The 15,212-nt window shown below is 68.4% G+C and carries 14 protein-coding genes and 1 other RNA gene; 9 read left to right on the top strand and 6 right to left on the bottom strand.

Annotated features, from left to right (window positions below; genetic code table 11):
* Window positions 1-40: 40 nt before the first annotated feature.
* The 4 genes from E5790_RS06505 to E5790_RS06490 form a co-directional block, all read right to left on the bottom strand.
* Window positions 41-1,426, bottom strand: a complete 1,386-nt coding sequence (locus E5790_RS06505; RefSeq protein WP_111205758.1) for an FAD-linked oxidase C-terminal domain-containing protein — start codon at window positions 1,424-1,426, stop codon at window positions 41-43.
* Window positions 1,423-2,103, bottom strand: a complete 681-nt coding sequence (locus E5790_RS06500) for a metal-dependent hydrolase (RefSeq protein ID WP_111205759.1) — start codon at window positions 2,101-2,103, stop codon at window positions 1,423-1,425. The genes E5790_RS06505 and E5790_RS06500 overlap by 4 nt, the downstream gene beginning before the upstream one ends.
* Before the next feature lie 110 nt (window positions 2,104-2,213).
* A complete protein-coding gene (locus E5790_RS06495) occupies window positions 2,214-2,582 on the bottom strand; it encodes a YraN family protein (RefSeq protein ID WP_041864068.1) in 369 nt (122 codons plus the stop codon).
* Window positions 2,572-4,293 carry a penicillin-binding protein activator gene (locus tag E5790_RS06490; protein WP_032956659.1) on the bottom strand — a complete coding sequence of 574 codons (1,722 nt, stop codon included), beginning with the start codon at window positions 4,291-4,293 and terminating at the stop codon, window positions 2,572-2,574. The genes E5790_RS06495 and E5790_RS06490 overlap by 11 nt, the downstream gene beginning before the upstream one ends.
* Before the next feature lie 81 nt (window positions 4,294-4,374).
* Between E5790_RS06490 and rsmI the strand changes: the two genes are divergently transcribed.
* Together rsmI and rnpB are read left to right on the top strand one after the other, a co-directional pair.
* Window positions 4,375-5,193 carry a 16S rRNA (cytidine(1402)-2'-O)-methyltransferase gene (gene rsmI / locus E5790_RS06485; protein ID WP_014645933.1) on the top strand — a complete coding sequence of 273 codons (819 nt, stop codon included), beginning with the start codon at window positions 4,375-4,377 and terminating at the stop codon, window positions 5,191-5,193.
* A gap of 126 nt (window positions 5,194-5,319) precedes the next feature.
* Window positions 5,320-5,671, top strand: an RNA gene (gene rnpB, locus E5790_RS06480) — RNase P RNA component class A.
* A gap of 88 nt (window positions 5,672-5,759) precedes the next feature.
* Here rnpB and E5790_RS06475 read toward each other — a convergent pair.
* Window positions 5,760-6,239, bottom strand: a complete 480-nt coding sequence (locus E5790_RS06475) for a DM13 domain-containing protein (RefSeq protein WP_111205760.1) — start codon at window positions 6,237-6,239, stop codon at window positions 5,760-5,762.
* Between the two features lie 358 nt (window positions 6,240-6,597).
* Window positions 6,598-7,386, bottom strand: coding sequence for an NRDE family protein (locus E5790_RS06465; protein WP_111205762.1), 789 nt, complete (start codon window positions 7,384-7,386; stop codon window positions 6,598-6,600).
* Window positions 7,387-7,755: 369 nt separating this feature from the next.
* Here E5790_RS06465 and E5790_RS06460 point away from each other — a divergent pair, with 369 nt between their 5' ends.
* The 7 genes from E5790_RS06460 to mraY are packed head-to-tail and all read left to right on the top strand — an operon-like array spanning window position 7,756 to window position 15,212.
* Window positions 7,756-8,157 (top strand): division/cell wall cluster transcriptional repressor MraZ, encoded by a 402-nt coding sequence (locus E5790_RS06460; protein ID WP_008266948.1) that lies wholly within the window; start codon window positions 7,756-7,758, stop codon window positions 8,155-8,157.
* Window positions 8,158-8,171: 14 nt separating this feature from the next.
* On the top strand, window positions 8,172-9,140 hold the full coding sequence (rsmH, locus tag E5790_RS06455; RefSeq protein ID WP_032956667.1) for a 16S rRNA (cytosine(1402)-N(4))-methyltransferase RsmH: 969 nt from the start codon (window positions 8,172-8,174) through the stop codon (window positions 9,138-9,140).
* Entirely contained in the window at window positions 9,137-9,400 is a 264-nt protein-coding gene (gene ftsL / locus E5790_RS06450) for a cell division protein FtsL (protein ID WP_005415286.1), read from the top strand. The genes rsmH and ftsL overlap by 4 nt, the downstream gene beginning before the upstream one ends.
* Window positions 9,397-11,241, top strand: coding sequence for a penicillin-binding transpeptidase domain-containing protein (locus tag E5790_RS06445; RefSeq protein ID WP_014645937.1), 1,845 nt, complete (start codon window positions 9,397-9,399; stop codon window positions 11,239-11,241). The genes ftsL and E5790_RS06445 overlap by 4 nt, the downstream gene beginning before the upstream one ends.
* Window positions 11,238-12,746 (top strand): UDP-N-acetylmuramoyl-L-alanyl-D-glutamate--2,6-diaminopimelate ligase, encoded by a 1,509-nt coding sequence (locus tag E5790_RS06440; protein WP_111205763.1) that lies wholly within the window; start codon window positions 11,238-11,240, stop codon window positions 12,744-12,746. Before E5790_RS06445 ends, E5790_RS06440 begins: the two co-directional genes overlap by 4 nt.
* Window positions 12,743-14,137, top strand: coding sequence for a UDP-N-acetylmuramoyl-tripeptide--D-alanyl-D-alanine ligase (gene murF / locus E5790_RS06435; protein ID WP_111205764.1), 1,395 nt, complete (start codon window positions 12,743-12,745; stop codon window positions 14,135-14,137). The genes E5790_RS06440 and murF overlap by 4 nt, the downstream gene beginning before the upstream one ends.
* Window positions 14,127-15,212 carry a phospho-N-acetylmuramoyl-pentapeptide-transferase gene (mraY, locus tag E5790_RS06430; protein WP_004154219.1) on the top strand — a complete coding sequence of 362 codons (1,086 nt, stop codon included), beginning with the start codon at window positions 14,127-14,129 and terminating at the stop codon, window positions 15,210-15,212. Before murF ends, mraY begins: the two co-directional genes overlap by 11 nt.

The following is a 15,212-nucleotide window of genomic DNA, read 5'->3' as shown; positions in this document are numbered from 1 at the left end:
TGGGCTCGGCTCTACAGGAGCGCGAAGGAGTGCGCGCAGTCTATGCCGGCGGCAGCACCTTGCCCGGGTTGAGGATGCCGTCCGGGTCCAGCGCGGCCTTGATCGCGCGCATCGTTGCCAGTGTTTCCGGGGTGAAGGCCTGCGCCATGAAATCGCGCTTGGCCAGGCCGATGCCGTGTTCGCCCGACAACGTGCCGCCCAATGCCAGCGTCAGCTCGAAGATCCTTGGCAGCGCGGCATGCGCGCGCGTGTTCTCGTCGGCATCGTCCGGGTGGTAGAGGATGTTGACGTGCAGGTTGCCGTTGCCGGCATGGCCGAAGGTGACGATGGTCAGCGTGTAGTCACGTGCCAGCGCCTGCACGCCGGCCACCAGCTCCGGAATGCGCGACACCGGGACCACTACATCTTCATTGATCTTGCCCGGCGCCACACTGCGCAGCGCAGGCGACAGCGCCTTGCGCGCCGCCCACAGCTGGTCGCGTGCGCGGCCTTCCATCGCCACGTCCAGTTCGATCATGCCGTCGCCTTCGGCGGCGCTGGCCAGGGCCTGCAGCAGATAGGGCAGGGTGTCGTGGTCACCATCGGCCTCGACCAGCAGCATCGCACCGGCCTCTGGCACGTCAGCACCATTGAGCCGCAGCAGCTCCAGGCTGCGCGCGTCCATGAATTCCAGGCGGGTGGGTACCACCGGCTGCGACATCAACCGCGACACGGCGGCCGCAGCAGCATCGGCATCGCGGTACAGCACGCGCAGCCCGGCCTGGCTGACCGGCAACGGGGTCAGCTTCAGCGTGGCTTCCACGATCAGTGCCAGCGTGCCTTCGCTGCCCACCAGCAGATGGGTGAGGTCGTAGCCGGTGGCGTCCTTGGTGTAGGCACCACCGCAGCGGATCAGCTCGCCGGTGCCGGTCACCGCCACCAGGCCCAGCACGTTGTCGCGGCTGGTGCCGTACTTCACCGCGCGCGGGCCGCCGGCATTGCAAGCGAGGTTGCCGCCGATGCTGCAGATCTCGGCGCTGGAAGGATCCGGCGCCCAGAACAGGCCATGCGGGGCCAGTGCCTGCTGCAGGGTGCCATTGAGCACGCCGGGCTGCACGACCGCGCAGCGATCACCGGCGCGGATCTCGATGATGCGGTCCATGCGGGTGAACGACAGCACGATGCTGCCCGGCTGCGGGACGGCCGCACCGGTAGTTCCGGTGCCGGCGCCGCGCGCGACCAGCGCCACGCCATGCGCGCGACAGGCATGTACCAGTGCCTGAACCTGTTCGACGTCGGCGGGCAGCGCCACGGCTGCCGGACGCTGGCGGCGCCATGAATTGTCCTGCGCGTTGGCCTCCAGCGCGCTGTCATCCATGCGCCAGCCCTCCGCGCCCAGCAGGGTGGACAGTTCGGCGACCAGGGCAGCAGGCAGGGCAGGACTCATGACGGATCTCGAGAGGCAGCAGGAGCGGGTTGGATCAGTTTCCAGGCGACAACGGCGCCGGCCAGTGGCAGCCACACCCAGCGCAGTTCGGAGAGCAGGGTAGCCACGCCGCGTGCGCTGAAGAACTGTGGGGCGAAGGGTGAAACGCGGATCGGTCGCCACGGTGCGAAGAAGCGGTGTTCGCTCCACGGCCAGGCCAGTGCGACGCCGAGGCCGCCGGAGGTCATCGCATCCAGCAGTGGATGGCTGGCGGCGCAGACGAAGACGAATACAGCGGCTTGTACGGTCGATGCCACCGTTGGCCCTGCCTTGGTAGGTGCCAACCTTGGTTGGCACGAAACCGCCGACCAAGGTCGGCGACTACCGGGGCTGTGCTGCTCCGACCAAGGTCGGCGACTACCGGGGCTGTGTGGTGCCGACCAAGGTCGGCCGCTACCAAAGAATGCGAACGCCGCCGCCAATGCCGCCAGCACGCCGGCAAACAGCAGCGAATGGCTGGCACCGCGATGGCCGAAGGCATCCGCATAGGGAATGTGCAGCGCAAAGGCCAGTACATCGGCATCGGGCAGCATCGCGGCGATCACGCCTGCAACCAGCAGGCGCGGCGGGATGCGGCCACGATCAGCGGCGCACCACAGCGCCAGCGGCACGGCGGCATGGGTGATGATCGAAGGCATCAGTCACGCACCATGGTAGTGCCGGCCAGGCTGCGCTCTGGCGGGGGCCAACCTTGGTTGGCACAGACGCGCCGACCAAGGTCGGCTTCTACCAAGGCGGACAGTACACATCAGCAATCATCCAGCCGGAATGCGTCACGCAGCCAATGCAGCTGCGGCGGTTCGCCACTGGCTTCCACCACGTCGAAGCGGCAGGGCGCATTGGCCAGCGCGGGGTGGTCCTGCAGGTACAGCTGCGCGGCATGCGCCAGGCGCCGGCATTTGCGCGCATCGACTGAAGCGGCACCGCCACCGTACTCTGATCGCGCGCGATAGCGCACCTCCACGAACACCACGATGCCGGCATCGTCCATCACCAGGTCCAGTTCACCGCCGCGATAACGCACGTTGCGCGCGCGCGGCTGCAGTCCGGCCTGTTGCAGATGCTGCTCGGCGGCGGCTTCCACCGCCGAGCCACGTTGGCTGCGCTCAGCGACCACCGACGATCGGCATCGGCCGGCCGCCATTGAAGGTCGACCATGCCGGCTGGCGCAGGATGTTCCCGTTGCTGTCCAGGAACAGGGTGCCGGTGGCACCGTCCAGGCCGCCTTCGTTGGACAGCTTGTCCAGATAGGCGGTGATCTTCCAGGCGTCGGCGCCGAAGGCGAACAGGCGGCCGGCCGCACCGCGTGCGCTCGGCAGGGTGCTGGCCACCTGGCTGGCCGAGGGCAGGCCGGACACGCTGCGCACGTTCCAGGCTTCATTCGGGTAGACGATGCCGTCCAGGGCCACGTCTTCTTCCACCTTGCCGCTGCCGACGGTCAGCTGCGAGGTGCCGACGCGGGTGGCGCCACCGGCACCGGCCAGCGCCAGCTGCGGCGCCAGCAGGCGGGCCTGCGGTGCACGCACGGCGAGGAACACCGCATCGACCTGGCCGGCATTGCGCACCTGCGCGCCGACATCGCCAACGGCATCGCTGACGTTGAAGGTGGCCACCACCTGCCCACCGCGCTGTGCGAAGCGCTGCGCGAAGGCGGCGGCGGAACGGCGGCCGGTGTCGTCATTGCTGCTGATCACCAGTGCGCGGTTGCGTTCGCGGCCACGCAGGTATTCGGCGGCGACGATGCCGTCGTCTTCCGGTGCCAGCGAGAAACCGGCGCTGCCGGCCGGCGGTGCGTCCTTGCCACGGTTCAGGGCCAGCACCGGCACCTGCAGCTGCTGGCGGCCGTACACGGCGTCCACTTCGTCGCGGCCCAGCGGTCCGACCACGAAGTCGGCACCGGAGGCGACCGCCTTGTCATAGGCGGCGAGGGCACCGGCCGGGGTGCCGGCGGTGTCGAAGAAGTTGATGTCCGGGCGGCGGCGGCTTTCACCGTAGTAGGCGCTCAACAGGCCATCGCGCACCGGCTGCGCGGCGGTGGCCAGGCGGCCGCTGAGCGGCAGCAGCACGGCCAGCTTGGCCGGCGGGCGGTAACCGTCGCTCATCGCCGGCGGGCGCTTGCTGGTGTCGAACTGGGCCGCGCCATCGCGGTCGAACGGGCGCGGCAGCGGCAGGCCGCGCGCGATCAGCGCACGGCCGGCGAAGTTGTACAGCGGGTCGTTGGCCGGCAGCGCGGCGGCACGGCTGCGCAGGGTGGCGTCGTCGAGGGTGCCGAGCAGGCCGGCGATGGCGGCCTGGTTCTCGCTGCGCGCGCTGCCGGTCAGGCCGGCATGGGCACGGGCGCGCTCGTTGGCGGCACCGAAGGCATCGCCGGTGCCCTGCAGGGCCTGGGCGCGGGCCAGCAGCCAGCGGGTGCGCAGGCCGACCGCAACGCTGTCGGCATGATCCTTCAGCAGGGCCAGCGCCTGCGCCGGCTGCTTGTCGGCCAGCGCCAGCTCGGCACCGGTCAGCTGGTAGCGCTGCAGGCTGGCGCCGGACAGCTGGCGGGCGGTGAGCTGGCCCAGCAGGCTGCGCGCGCGGGCACTGTCACCGGCCAGATGCCAGGCCCAGGCCGCATCGGCCAGTGCGTTGCTGCGGGCACCGCCACGCAGCGTGGCGGCCAGGCCTTCCAGCTGCAGTGCGGCGTCGCGCGGCTTGCCCTGTTCGATCAGCGCCAGCGCCTGGCCCTGGGCCGGCGAATCGGGGGTGCTGGTCAGGCTGGTGGTGGCACAACCGGCCAGCAGCATCAGCGACAACGACAGGGCGGAGAACCGTGCGGCGGGCTTGTTCATGATCGGGTCCATGCGATGAGGGCAGCGGCCTTGGCCGGGTACACGCTACGATTCTACCCTTGCCCCGTGAGTACCGCTGAAATGAGTGTCCCAACCCTGTACGTCGTCGCCACCCCGATCGGCAACCTGGCCGATCTGAGCCCGCGCGCGCAGGAGGTGCTGCGTTCGGTGGCGGCCATCTGTGCCGAGGACACCCGCCGCAGTGGCCAGCTGCTGTCCCATTTCGGCATCCAGCAACCACTGGTGGCCCTGCACGAACACAATGAAGAGGCCCTGGCGCAGCGCCTGGTCTCGCGCCTGCAGGCCGGCGAGTCGCTGGCGCTGGTCAGCGATGCCGGTACCCCGCTGGTCAGTGACCCCGGGTTCCGCCTGGTGCGTGCCGCGCGCGCGGCGGGCATCAAGGTCAGCCCGGTACCCGGTGCCTGTGCCGCCATCGCCGCGCTGAGCGTGGCCGGCCTGCCCAGCGACCGTTTCAGTTTCGAGGGCTTCCTGCCGGCCAAGGCCAGCGGCCGCCGCGACCGCCTGCAGGCGCTGGCCGGCGAAGTGCGCACGATGGTGTTCTACGAATCCTCGCACCGCATCGCCGAATCGCTGGCCGACATGGCGGCGATCTTCGGTGGCGAACGCCCGGCGGTGCTGGCCCGCGAGCTGACCAAGCTGTTCGAGACCGTGCTCGATGGTGACCTGGCGGGCCTGCTGGCGAAGGTCGAGGCCGACGACAACCAGCGCAAGGGCGAGTTCGTGGTGATGGTGCAGGGCGCGGGTGATGACGAACAAGCGCAGCTGGCACATGGCCGCCGCGTCTACGCGAAGCTGAGCGAGCACCTGCCACCGTCCACCGCCGCCAAACTGGCCGCGGAACTGACCGGCGCGCCGCGCAAGGCGTTGTACGGTAGTTGATGGATTGCTGCAGCCACGCATGGCGTGGCGCTACTGCAGTAGATCCACGCCATGCGTGGATGGATGAACCGGACGCCGCGATCAGCACGGCAGGAAGGACCTGCGTACGCTAGAATATGCGCTGGCGGAGCCGGCCAGACAGTCGCGTCATCCCTTCGGGGGTGCCGAGGAAAGTCCGGGCTCCATAGGGCAAGGTGCCAGGTAACGCCTGGGCGGCGCAAGCCGACGGAAAGTGCAACAGAAAGATACCGCCTACGTCTTCTTCGGAAGGCCGGTAAGGGTGAAATGGTGCGGTAAGAGCGCACCGCGAGTCTGGCAACAGACCGGCACGGCAAACCCCACCTGGAGCAAGACCAAATAGGGATCCTTTGGCGCGGCCCGCGTTGGATCCGGGTAGGTTGCTTGAGCGTTGCGGTGACGTAACGCCTAGAGGAATGACTGTCCACGACAGAACCCGGCTTATCGGCCGGCTCCGCCTCCTTCTTCTTCCACGCATGGCGTGGAGCTACCGTGATTGCGGGGTCGGATCCCTTTCCGGAGGAAAGGGATCCGACCCCATGCTGTCCTCAGCCCGGCGTGCGGTACTGCCCGGCGGAAATGAACTGCGAGAAGCGCTCGCACCACACCACCACCGTGGTGTAGTCGTCCACGTCCACGTTCGCGGGCACATCCACCAGGAAGCGGTTGAAGGTCTTCACCTCGCCGATGCGCTGGGCCTGCGCCTTGATCTTCAGGAAGTCGGCCTTGTTGTCGACGAAGTCGCGGACCAGGTAGACCTTGTAGTTCGGGCCCGGTCCCATCTTGCCGTCGAAGGCAACCTGGGTGGCGCTGACGCTGACCTTGCCTTCGGCCCAGTGCACCGCGTCGCTGCCTTTGAGGTCGCGACGGAAGGTGGTGCGATAGGTGGCGTCGTTCATCGCGGCCTGCACCTGCGTGACCGGCGGGTCATCGGGGGCGATCAGGATCGGCAGCAGATAGATGCCCAGGCCGAAGCCCAGGCCGAGAGCAAGCAGGTGGGTGGCGAACAGGATGAGAATGCGACGCATGGGGCCTCCTTGGGGTTGCGGTCGATGGCGCGGCGAGGTGCCGGGCGCGATCACCCTGGGAGGTCAGGGGCGACATTTATAGACACAGTGCCGATTGCGAAAAGGGCACAGTCGGATGGCTGTGATGCTGAAACCCCTGTGGCACGGACGGATCGTGGTCGCGGCTGGAAGCTGAATGACGTTTCAGGCCCGCTGCGATGACGACTGCCGTCGCGTGGATCGCGACAGCACGCTGCGGGTAGTGCCGGCCGCTGGCCGGCGACTTCATGCTGCATCCGAAGATCCAGAGGTTGCCGGCCAGCGGCCGGCACTACCCCCCCCCGCCAAGAGCATCCGGCCAAGGGCCGTCATGACCGGGTCAGAAAATGACGTGGCTCTGGCCGCTGGGAGCGCCCTGCGGGCCGAAGCGGCGTTCGTGGATCTCGCCATGGCCGTCGGCGTCGATCAGCAGCACGGTGCTGGCGCGGGTGCCGTAGTCATCGCCACGGATGAAGGCCGGGCTCAGCCAGCGCTCGCGTTCCAGGCCGATGCCGGTGTCGGGCAGGTCGCTGTCGGCAGGGCGGTGTTCGTCGGCCAGGGCATTCCAGAGTGGGGTCAGGTCCGGGGTCAGATCCCTTTCGCTGTGCGAAAGGGATCTGACCCCGTCTTTCTGAAGCCAGGCTTCAAGGGCCGCCATCAGCCGCCGGGTCTTCGGCCAGGGCGCGTCCAGCGCGCCGTTGGACATGCCGTGCACGCCCGGGCCGAGGGTCTGCCGTTCGGCGGGATGGTTGCCGAGGTACTCCAGGCTGTCGCTATCGGCCAGCAACAGATTGAACGGGGCATAGGCGCCAGCCACGGTCGCCAATCGGTCGATATGCACGGCGGCCGGGTCGCGGCCGCGCAGGAAGTCGGCCACCAGCGCGCCCCGCGACGGGCCGGTCTGGGCCGCCAGCGGGTCGCGGACGTTGGTGACCACCGCCATCCGGCCCGAGGCGCCAACCCCGGCCCAGCCACCGCCGGAGCGCAGATCGCGCCCGCCGATGACGGACGTCTCATCCTGCCAGGGGGCCAGCGCCGCCGTCGGGCGGGCGTGGAACTCATCACGGTTGCCGGTCATCACCAGCCGCCAGCGCGGGTGGTGCATCCAGCCAAGAGCGAGCAGGCACATGGCCTCATTGTGCACGGTTTGCGCAGTCCGGCGCCGTTTCCGGCCCGTTCCGGATGAATGCGCGGCCGATGTTTCACGCCCTCTCCACGCCCCTGAACTTCCGTTCAACCTCAAAAATTGAGACGGATCAGCAACTTGTGGATAAGCCTTGAACAATTCTCTAAAGGTTGTTGCAAGCCATTGATGCGGCTGGCGATTTCCCCGCTGAAAAGTTGTTGACAACCCTCGGCCCGCTGCTAAGGTGGGCATCAGAGGGAAATCCGGGTGTTTTGTGGGTTTTCGTGGTTCAATGTTTCACCGGGCGAAGGACAAGGTGCAGGCGTCGTGTTCCAGGGCGAGACGGCCATCACAGTTGACGACAAAGGGCGCATGGCGGTTCCCACCGCTTACCGCGACCTCGTCGCGCGCGCCAGCAACAACCGTCTCGTGCTGACCTACAACCCGTTCGAAGCCGGCTGCCTGTGGCTGTATGCAGAGTCGGAATGGGAGCGGGTCCGCGACGATGTGATGTCCAAGCCCAACACCCAGCGCGTCGTGCGCCTGTTGCAGCAGAAGCTGGTCGGCTCGGCCGCCCATCTGGAACTGGACGGCAACGGTCGCATCAGCATCCCCGCCAGCCACCGCGGTGCGGTGGGCATTGAGAAGAAGGCGGTATTGCTCGGTATGGGCGACAAGTTCGAATTGTGGAGCGAGCAGGCGCATCGGGCCCTGATCCAGCAGACGTTGTCTGACGAGGATCTGGGTGATGGGTTGCTCGACCTGAAGTTGTGAGCCGGGGTGCCCGGATGCGCCCAGAAGCGCAGGCCGGTCACCTTCCGGTGTCGCAGTCGCCGGCGGTGCACCTGCCGGTCCTGTACACCCAGGTCCTTGAAGGCCTGAGGGTGATCGAAAACGGACGTTATCTGGATGGCACGTTCGGTCGTGGCGGTCATGCGCGTGGCGTGCTCACCCAGCTCGGTCCCGAGGGGCGCCTGCTGGTCATGGACAAGGATCCGGAAGCCATCGCCGTTGCCGAGCGCGATTTCGCGCCGGACCCGCGCGTGTCCATTTTCCGGGGCAGCTTCGCCCAGCTGCTGCAGTGGAACGCGACGGCCGAAGGCCTGGACGGCGTGCTGTTCGACCTCGGCGTGTCGTCGCCGCAGCTGGACGTGGCCGAACGTGGCTTCAGCTTCGGCAAGGACGGCCCGCTGGACATGCGCATGGATCCGGACAGCGGTGAAAGCGCCGCGCAGTGGATCAACCGCGTCGAAGAGCGCGAGATCGCTGATGTGCTGTGGACCTACGGCGAAGAGCGCCAGAGCCGGCGCATCGCCCGCGCCATCGTGGCCCGCCGCGAGAAGCAGCCGTTCTCCCGCACCGCCGAACTGGCCGAGCTGATCGCCTCGGTGATGCCGCGTGGGAAGGACAAGATCCACCCGGCCACGCGCAGCTTCCAGGCCATCCGCATCCACATCAACCGCGAGCTGGCCGATCTGGAAGCCGGGCTCGATGCGGCGGTGGAACGGCTCAAGCCCGGTGGCCGCCTGGCGGTGATCAGCTTCCACTCGCTGGAAGACCGCATCGTCAAGCAGTACATGAACCGCCTGGCCAAGGCGCCGCCGGCCAACCGCCGGCTGCCCGAGGCGGTTGCGTTCGTGCCGACGCTGGACCTGATCGGCGGCGCCATCAAGGCCACGGACGAAGAGCTGGCCGCCAACCCGCGTGCCCGCAGCGCCGTGCTGCGCGTGGCACAGAAGCGGGGGGGCGATGCATGAGCCGGCTGCTGCTGATCATCCTGCTGGCCTGCACCGTCGCCTCGGCGATCGGCGTGGTGTTCGTGCGCCACCGCCACCGACAGACCTTCATCGAGCTGTCGCGTGCCGAGCGCAAGCGCGATGACATCAACCTTGAGTTCGGCCGCCTGCAGCTGGAACAGGCCACCCTGGCCGAAGCCAACCGCGTGGACCGCATTGCCCGCGAGAAGCTGGGCATGAAGTTCCCCGAGGCCGCTGACATCGTGGTGGTGCGCCCATGAGCAAGACCGGCCGCAACCGCCCGCGCAACGCCTTCAACCTGCGCCAGCGCCTGCGCTGGGTCGCGCTGGCGCTTGGCCTGTGCTCGGTGTCGCTGGTGGGTCGCGCGGCCTACGTGCAGATCATCAACAGCGATTTCTACCAGCGCCAGGGCGAGGCCCGCTACCTGCGCGAGCTGCCGATCAAGACCTCGCGCGGCATGATCACCGACCGCAACGGCGAGCCGCTGGCGGTGTCCACCCCGGTCGCCTCGATCTGGGTCAACCCGCAGGACCTGCTGCGTTCGCCCGAGCGCATCCCGGAGCTGGCCCAGGCGGTCGGCATGTCGGTGGATGAGCTGAGCAGCCGCCTGTCGCAGAAGTCGGACAAGGAATTCATGTACCTGCGCCGCCGGATCAATCCGGACGAGGCAGAGAAGGTGGTCGCGCTGAAGATTCCGGGCGTGGCCGCGCAGCGCGAGTTCCGCCGCTTCTACCCACAGGGCGAAGCGATGGCGCACGTGCTGGGCTTCACCAACATCGACGACCGCGGCCAGGAAGGCCTGGAACTGGCGTTCGACGAATGGCTGCGCGGCAAGGCCGGTGCCAAGCGGGTGATCCGCAACCGCAAGGGCGAGACCGTCGAAAGCGATCTGCTGCGCGCCGCCGAGCCGGGCAAGGACCTGACCCTCAGCATCGACCGCCGCATCCAGTACCTGGCCTTCAAGGAACTGCGCAACGCGCTGGTGGCCAACAAGGCGGCCGGTGGTTCGATGGTGATCATGGACGTGACCACCGGCGAGATCCTGGCCATGGTCAACCTGCCGACCTACAACCCGAACTCGCTGACCGGCGCGATCCCCGATACGCGCCGCAACCGCGCGGTGACCGACCTGGTCGAGCCGGGTTCGACGATGAAGCCGCTGACCATCGCCACCGCGCTGCAGGCCGGTGCGGTGACCAAGGACACCATCATCGACACCAACCCGGGCTACATGACCCTGGGCCGCTTCACCATCCGCGACGTGCCGCGCAACAACGGTGTGCTCAACGTGACCGGCGTGATCACCCGCAGTTCGAACGTGGGTGCGGCCAAGGTTGCGGCGAAGATGCCGGACCAGACCTTCTACGACGGCGTGCGCCGCTTCGGCTATGGCTCGGCGCCGCACAGCGGTTTCCCGGGTGAATCGGCCGGCGTGGTGATGCGTCCGGCACGCTGGTCGGGTACCACCAAGACCACCATGTCCTATGGCTACGGCCTGTCGGTCACGCCGCTGCAGATTGCCACCGCGTACTCGGCGCTGGCCAACGGCGGGCGCCTGATCGCGCCGACCTTCGTCAAGGGCCAGCGCAATGAAGGCCAGCAGATCATCGACGAGAACGTCGCCCGGCAGGTGGTGGCGATGATGGAAACGGTAGTCACCCAGGGCGGCGCCAAGCAGGCGGCGGTGCTGGGTTACCGCGTGGCCGGCAAGACCGGCACCGCGCGCAAGGCCGGCCCGGGCGGTTATGAGCGCGGCCATTACAACGCGCTGTTCGCCGGCGTGGTGCCGGCCACCAACCCGCGTTTCGCCACCGTCATCGTCATCAACGACCCGCAGGCCGGCAAGTTCTACGGCGGCCTGGTGTCGGCGCCGGTCTACCACAACGTGATGGAAGGCACCCTGCGCCTGATGGACGTGCCGCTGGACGACCTGCAGTCGTGGCTGGCCGCACAGCAGTCGGGCAAGGTCGGCCATTCGGCGTCGATCCTGCCTGCGCCGCCGGCCGAGACCGCGCTGCCGGTCGATGCCGCCGCTGAATTCGACGCTGCGCTGCCAAGCGCGCAAGCCCAGACGCCGCCCGCTACGGGAGGCACGCAATGAGTCCTTCGATGTTGCTTTCGCAGTTGCTTCCGGACGTGGCCCTGGCGGGTCATGATCCCGTTCTGACCGGCCTGGTGCTGGACAGCCGTGCCGTGCGCCCCGGTAACGCCTTCGTCGCCATCGCCGGTTTCGGCGCGCATGGCCTGGGCTTTGTCGAGCAGGCGCGCGCTGCCGGTGCCAGTGCCATCCTGTTCGAACCGCCGGCACCGGCCGATCTGCCGGCCCCGGCCGATGCGATCGCCGTGCCGGGCCTGCGCGCGCGCATGGGCGCGATGGCCGACCAGTTCCATGGCGCGCCATCGCGGGCGATGGCGATGGTCGGCGTGACCGGCACCAACGGCAAGACCTCCACCGTGCAGCTGCTGGCCCAGGCCTGGCATCTGCTCGGAACGCCCAGTGGCAGTATCGGCACGCTGGGCGCCGGACTTTATGGTGCGGTCGAGCCGACCGGCTTCACCACGCCGCTGGTGCTGCAGATGCATGCGTTGCTGGCCCAGCTGCGCGACGCCGGTGCGCGCGCGGTGGCGATGGAAGTCAGCTCGCATGCGCTGGACCAGGGCCGCGTGGACGCCGTGCACTACGACGTGGCGGTGTTCACCAACCTCACCCGCGACCATCTGGACTACCACGGTGACATGGCCAGCTACGGCGCGGCCAAGGCGCGGCTGTTCCATCGCCCGGGCCTGAAGGCCGCGGTGATCAATCTGGACGATGCCTTCGGCCGGCAGCTGTTCGCGGGCCTGCCGGCCGGCGTGCAGGCGATCGGGCTGAGCTCGCGTGGTGCCACCGACGCCAGCGTGCGCGCCGAGGCGCTGCAGCTTGACGGTCGTGGCATCGCCTTCGAGCTGGTCATCGACGGCCAGCGCGCGGCGGTGCAGTCGCCGCTGCTGGGCCGCTTCAACGTGGACAACCTGCTGGCCGTGGCCGGTACCCTGCACGCGCAGGGCCAGCCGCTGCCGCGTATCGCCGAAGTGCTGTCGGCGCTGCAGCCGATCCGCGGCCGCATGAACCGCTTGGGCGGTGAAGACGGCCTGCCGACGGTGGTGGTCGACTACGCGCACACCCCGGATGCGCTGGAACAGGCGCTGGACAGCCTCCACGGGCACCTGCAGGGCACGCTGTTCTGCGTGTTCGGCTGCGGCGGCGAGCGCGACACCGGCAAGCGCCCGCAGATGGCGGCGATCGCCGAGCGCCTGGCCAACCAGGTCATCGTCACCGACGACAACCCGCGCGGCGAAGATGGCGATGTGATCGTGGCTGACATCCTGGCCGGCTTCCAGAACGCCGATGCCGTGACCGTGCAGCGCAGCCGCGCGCGTGCGATCGGCCTGGCGGTGAAGCGTGCCGGTGCCGGCGACATCATCCTGATCGCCGGCAAGGGCCACGAGCCGTACCAGGAAGTGAATGGCGTGCGCCATGACTTCGACGACACCGAAGTGGCCGCCGCTGCACTGGCGGCCAAGGCCGGTGTGCTCAGCGCGCAGGCCGGGGAGGGCGCCGCATGAAGCGCACCCTGCTTTCGCTGATCGCACATTGGGCCGGCGGCGAGATCCACGGCGACGACGTGGCCATCGATGCGGTCAGCAATGACACCCGCAATCTCGGTCCGGGCAGTCTGTATGTGGCGCTGCGCGGCGAGCGTTTCGACGGCCATGACTTCGCGGCCGACGCGCAGGCGCGCGGTGCCAGTGCGCTGCTGGTCGAGCGCCTGCTGCCGGTCGAACTGCCGCAGGTGCTGGTGGCCGACAGCGAACTGGCGCTGGCGAAGATCGCCACCGGCATGCAGCGTGACCGTGGCACCGAGGTGTTCGCGATCACCGGCAGCAATGGCAAGACCAGCGTGAAGAGCCTGCTGCTGTCGATCCTGCAGCAGGTGGCCCAGCACGCGCACAAGGTGGTCTACGCCAACCCGGGCAACCGCAACAACGAGATCGGCCTGCCGCTGGCGGTGATCGATGCGCCGGAAGATGCCGACTACGCCGTCTACGAGATGGGCGCCGGCAAGCCGGGCGACATCGCCTACCTGACCGAGATCGCCCGCCCGCGTTATGCGCTGGTCAACAACATCGCCCCGGCGCACCTGGAACGTATGGGCAGCCTGCTCGGCGTGGCGGAGACCAAGGGCGCGATCTACGCCGCGCTGCCGGCCGATGGCGTGGCGGTGATCAACGCCGACGATGCCTATGGGCGCTGGTTCGAACAGCATTTCATCAGCACCCCGGCGCGTTGCCGCGTGCTGCGCTATGGCCTGGAACACTCGGCGGACGTGACCGCGCGCGATATCCGCGCCGGTGCGCAGGGCAGCCAGTTCACTCTGGTCGCACCGGCCGGCGAAGCGCGCGTGGTGCTGGGCCTGCCGGGTCGCCACAACGTCAGCAATGCGCTGGCCGCCGCCAGCCTGGCGCTGGCCGCCGGTGTCGATCTGGCGCTGATTGCCGCCGGCCTGGCCGAAGCGCAGCCGGTGCCGGGTCGCCAGATCGCCCATCAGCTGCGCAATGGCGCGGTGCTGGTGGATGACAGCTACAACGCCAACCCCGGGTCGCTGGCCGCGGCCATCGATGCCCTGGCCGCGGCGCCGGAAGAGGGCTGGCTGGTGCTGGGCGACATGCGCGAGCTGGGCCCGGACGCGGAAGCGCTGCATGCGCAGGCCGGCATCCGCGCACGTGCTGCCGGCCTGAAGCGCCTGTATGCACTGGGCCCGCTCAGCGCCGCTGCCGCCTCCGCCTTCGGCGAAGGCGGCCGCCATTTCGCCACCCACGACGCGCTGTCGCAGGCGCTGAAGGACGAGCTGCACGCCGGCGTGCGCTGCCTGGTCAAGGGTTCCCGTGGCAGCGCCATGGACACGATTGTCAAAGCGCTGCTGGCGCAAGGAGAGGAATCCCCGCATGTTGTATGAACTGGCTCGATGGTTGCAGCAGTTGGAGAGCCTGTTCGGGCTGTTCAACTACCAGACGTTCCGCGCCATCCTTGCCGCGCTGACGGCCCTGTTCCTGTCGCTGTGGCTGGGCCCGGCGATGATCCGCAAGCTTGCCCAGTTCAAGGGCGGCCAGCCGATCCGCAAGGACGGTCCGCAGACCCATTTCTCCAAGGCCGGCACGCCGACCATGGGCGGTTCGCTGATCCTGCTCACCATCACCCTGTCGGTGCTGATGTGGGCCGACCTGCGCAACCGCTACGTGTGGCTGGTGCTGGCGGTGATGCTGTGCTTCGGCGCCATCGGCTGGTATGACGACTGGATCAAGATCGTCCGCCGTGACCCGAACGGCCTGAAGTCGCGCTGGAAGTACCTGCTGCAGTCGATCTTCGGCCTGGCCGCGGGCCTGTTCCTGTTCTACACGGCCGACGTGCCGGCGGCGCTGACGTTCTACATCCCGATGTTCAAGTCGGTCGCGCTGCCGCTGGCCGGCATCGGCTTCGTGGCCATCGCCTACTTCTGGATCGTCGGTTTCTCCAACGCGGTGAACCTGACCGACGGCCTGGACGGCCTGGCGATCATGCCCACCGTGCTGGTGGCCTGCGCGCTGGGCGTGTTCGCCTATGCCTCGGGCAACGTGGTGTTCGCCAACTACCTGCAGATCCCGCAGATCCCGGGCGCCGGCGAGCTGGTCATCATCTGTGCGGCCATCGCCGGCGCGGGCCTGGGCTTCCTCTGGTTCAACACCTACCCGGCCATGGTCTTCATGGGCGACATCGGCGCACTGGCACTGGGTGCGGTGCTGGGCACGATCGCGGTGATCACCCGCCAGGAGCTGGTGCTGGTGATCATGGGCGGCGTGTTCGTCATCGAAACGCTGTCGGTGATGATCCAGGTCGCCTCGTTCAAGCTGACCGGCAAGCGCGTGTTCCGCATGGCGCCGATCCACCACCATTTCGAACTGAAGGGCTGGCCGGAGCCGCGCGTGATCGTGCGTTTCTGGATCATCTCCGTCGTGCTCGTGTTGATCGGCCTGGCCACGTTGAAGGTGCGCTGA

Source organism: Stenotrophomonas sp. PAMC25021 (assembly GCF_004795795.1).
In the GTDB taxonomy this organism is placed as follows: domain Bacteria; phylum Pseudomonadota; class Gammaproteobacteria; order Xanthomonadales; family Xanthomonadaceae; genus Stenotrophomonas; species Stenotrophomonas muris.
The sequence above is the reverse complement of the archived record's forward strand: the minus strand, read 5'-3'. Positions and strand labels throughout refer to the sequence as shown.

What these genes read in the sequence shown, in the direction of transcription:
- E5790_RS06505 (WP_111205758.1), bottom strand. Translation starts at nt 1,426, where the DNA reads ATGAGTCCTGCCCTGCCTGCTGCCCTGGTCGCCGAACTGTCCACCCTG.
- E5790_RS06460 (WP_008266948.1), top strand. Translation starts at nt 7,756, where the DNA reads ATGGCGGTTCCCACCGCTTACCGCGACCTCGTCGCGCGCGCCAGCAAC.
- E5790_RS06475 (WP_111205760.1), bottom strand. Translation starts at nt 6,239, where the DNA reads ATGCGTCGCATTCTCATCCTGTTCGCCACCCACCTGCTTGCTCTCGGC.
- ftsL (WP_005415286.1), top strand. Translation starts at nt 9,137, where the DNA reads ATGAGCCGGCTGCTGCTGATCATCCTGCTGGCCTGCACCGTCGCCTCG.
- E5790_RS06500 (WP_111205759.1), bottom strand. Translation starts at nt 2,103, where the DNA reads ATGCCTTCGATCATCACCCATGCCGCCGTGCCGCTGGCGCTGTGGTGC.
- E5790_RS06445 (WP_014645937.1), top strand. Translation starts at nt 9,397, where the DNA reads ATGAGCAAGACCGGCCGCAACCGCCCGCGCAACGCCTTCAACCTGCGC.
- E5790_RS06440 (WP_111205763.1), top strand. Translation starts at nt 11,238, where the DNA reads ATGAGTCCTTCGATGTTGCTTTCGCAGTTGCTTCCGGACGTGGCCCTG.
- mraY (WP_004154219.1), top strand. Translation starts at nt 14,127, where the DNA reads ATGTTGTATGAACTGGCTCGATGGTTGCAGCAGTTGGAGAGCCTGTTC.
- murF (WP_111205764.1), top strand. Translation starts at nt 12,743, where the DNA reads ATGAAGCGCACCCTGCTTTCGCTGATCGCACATTGGGCCGGCGGCGAG.
- E5790_RS06490 (WP_032956659.1), bottom strand. Translation starts at nt 4,293, where the DNA reads ATGAACAAGCCCGCCGCACGGTTCTCCGCCCTGTCGTTGTCGCTGATG.
- rsmH (WP_032956667.1), top strand. Translation starts at nt 8,172, where the DNA reads ATGCGCCCAGAAGCGCAGGCCGGTCACCTTCCGGTGTCGCAGTCGCCG.
- E5790_RS06465 (WP_111205762.1), bottom strand. Translation starts at nt 7,386, where the DNA reads ATGTGCCTGCTCGCTCTTGGCTGGATGCACCACCCGCGCTGGCGGCTG.
- rsmI (WP_014645933.1), top strand. Translation starts at nt 4,375, where the DNA reads ATGAGTGTCCCAACCCTGTACGTCGTCGCCACCCCGATCGGCAACCTG.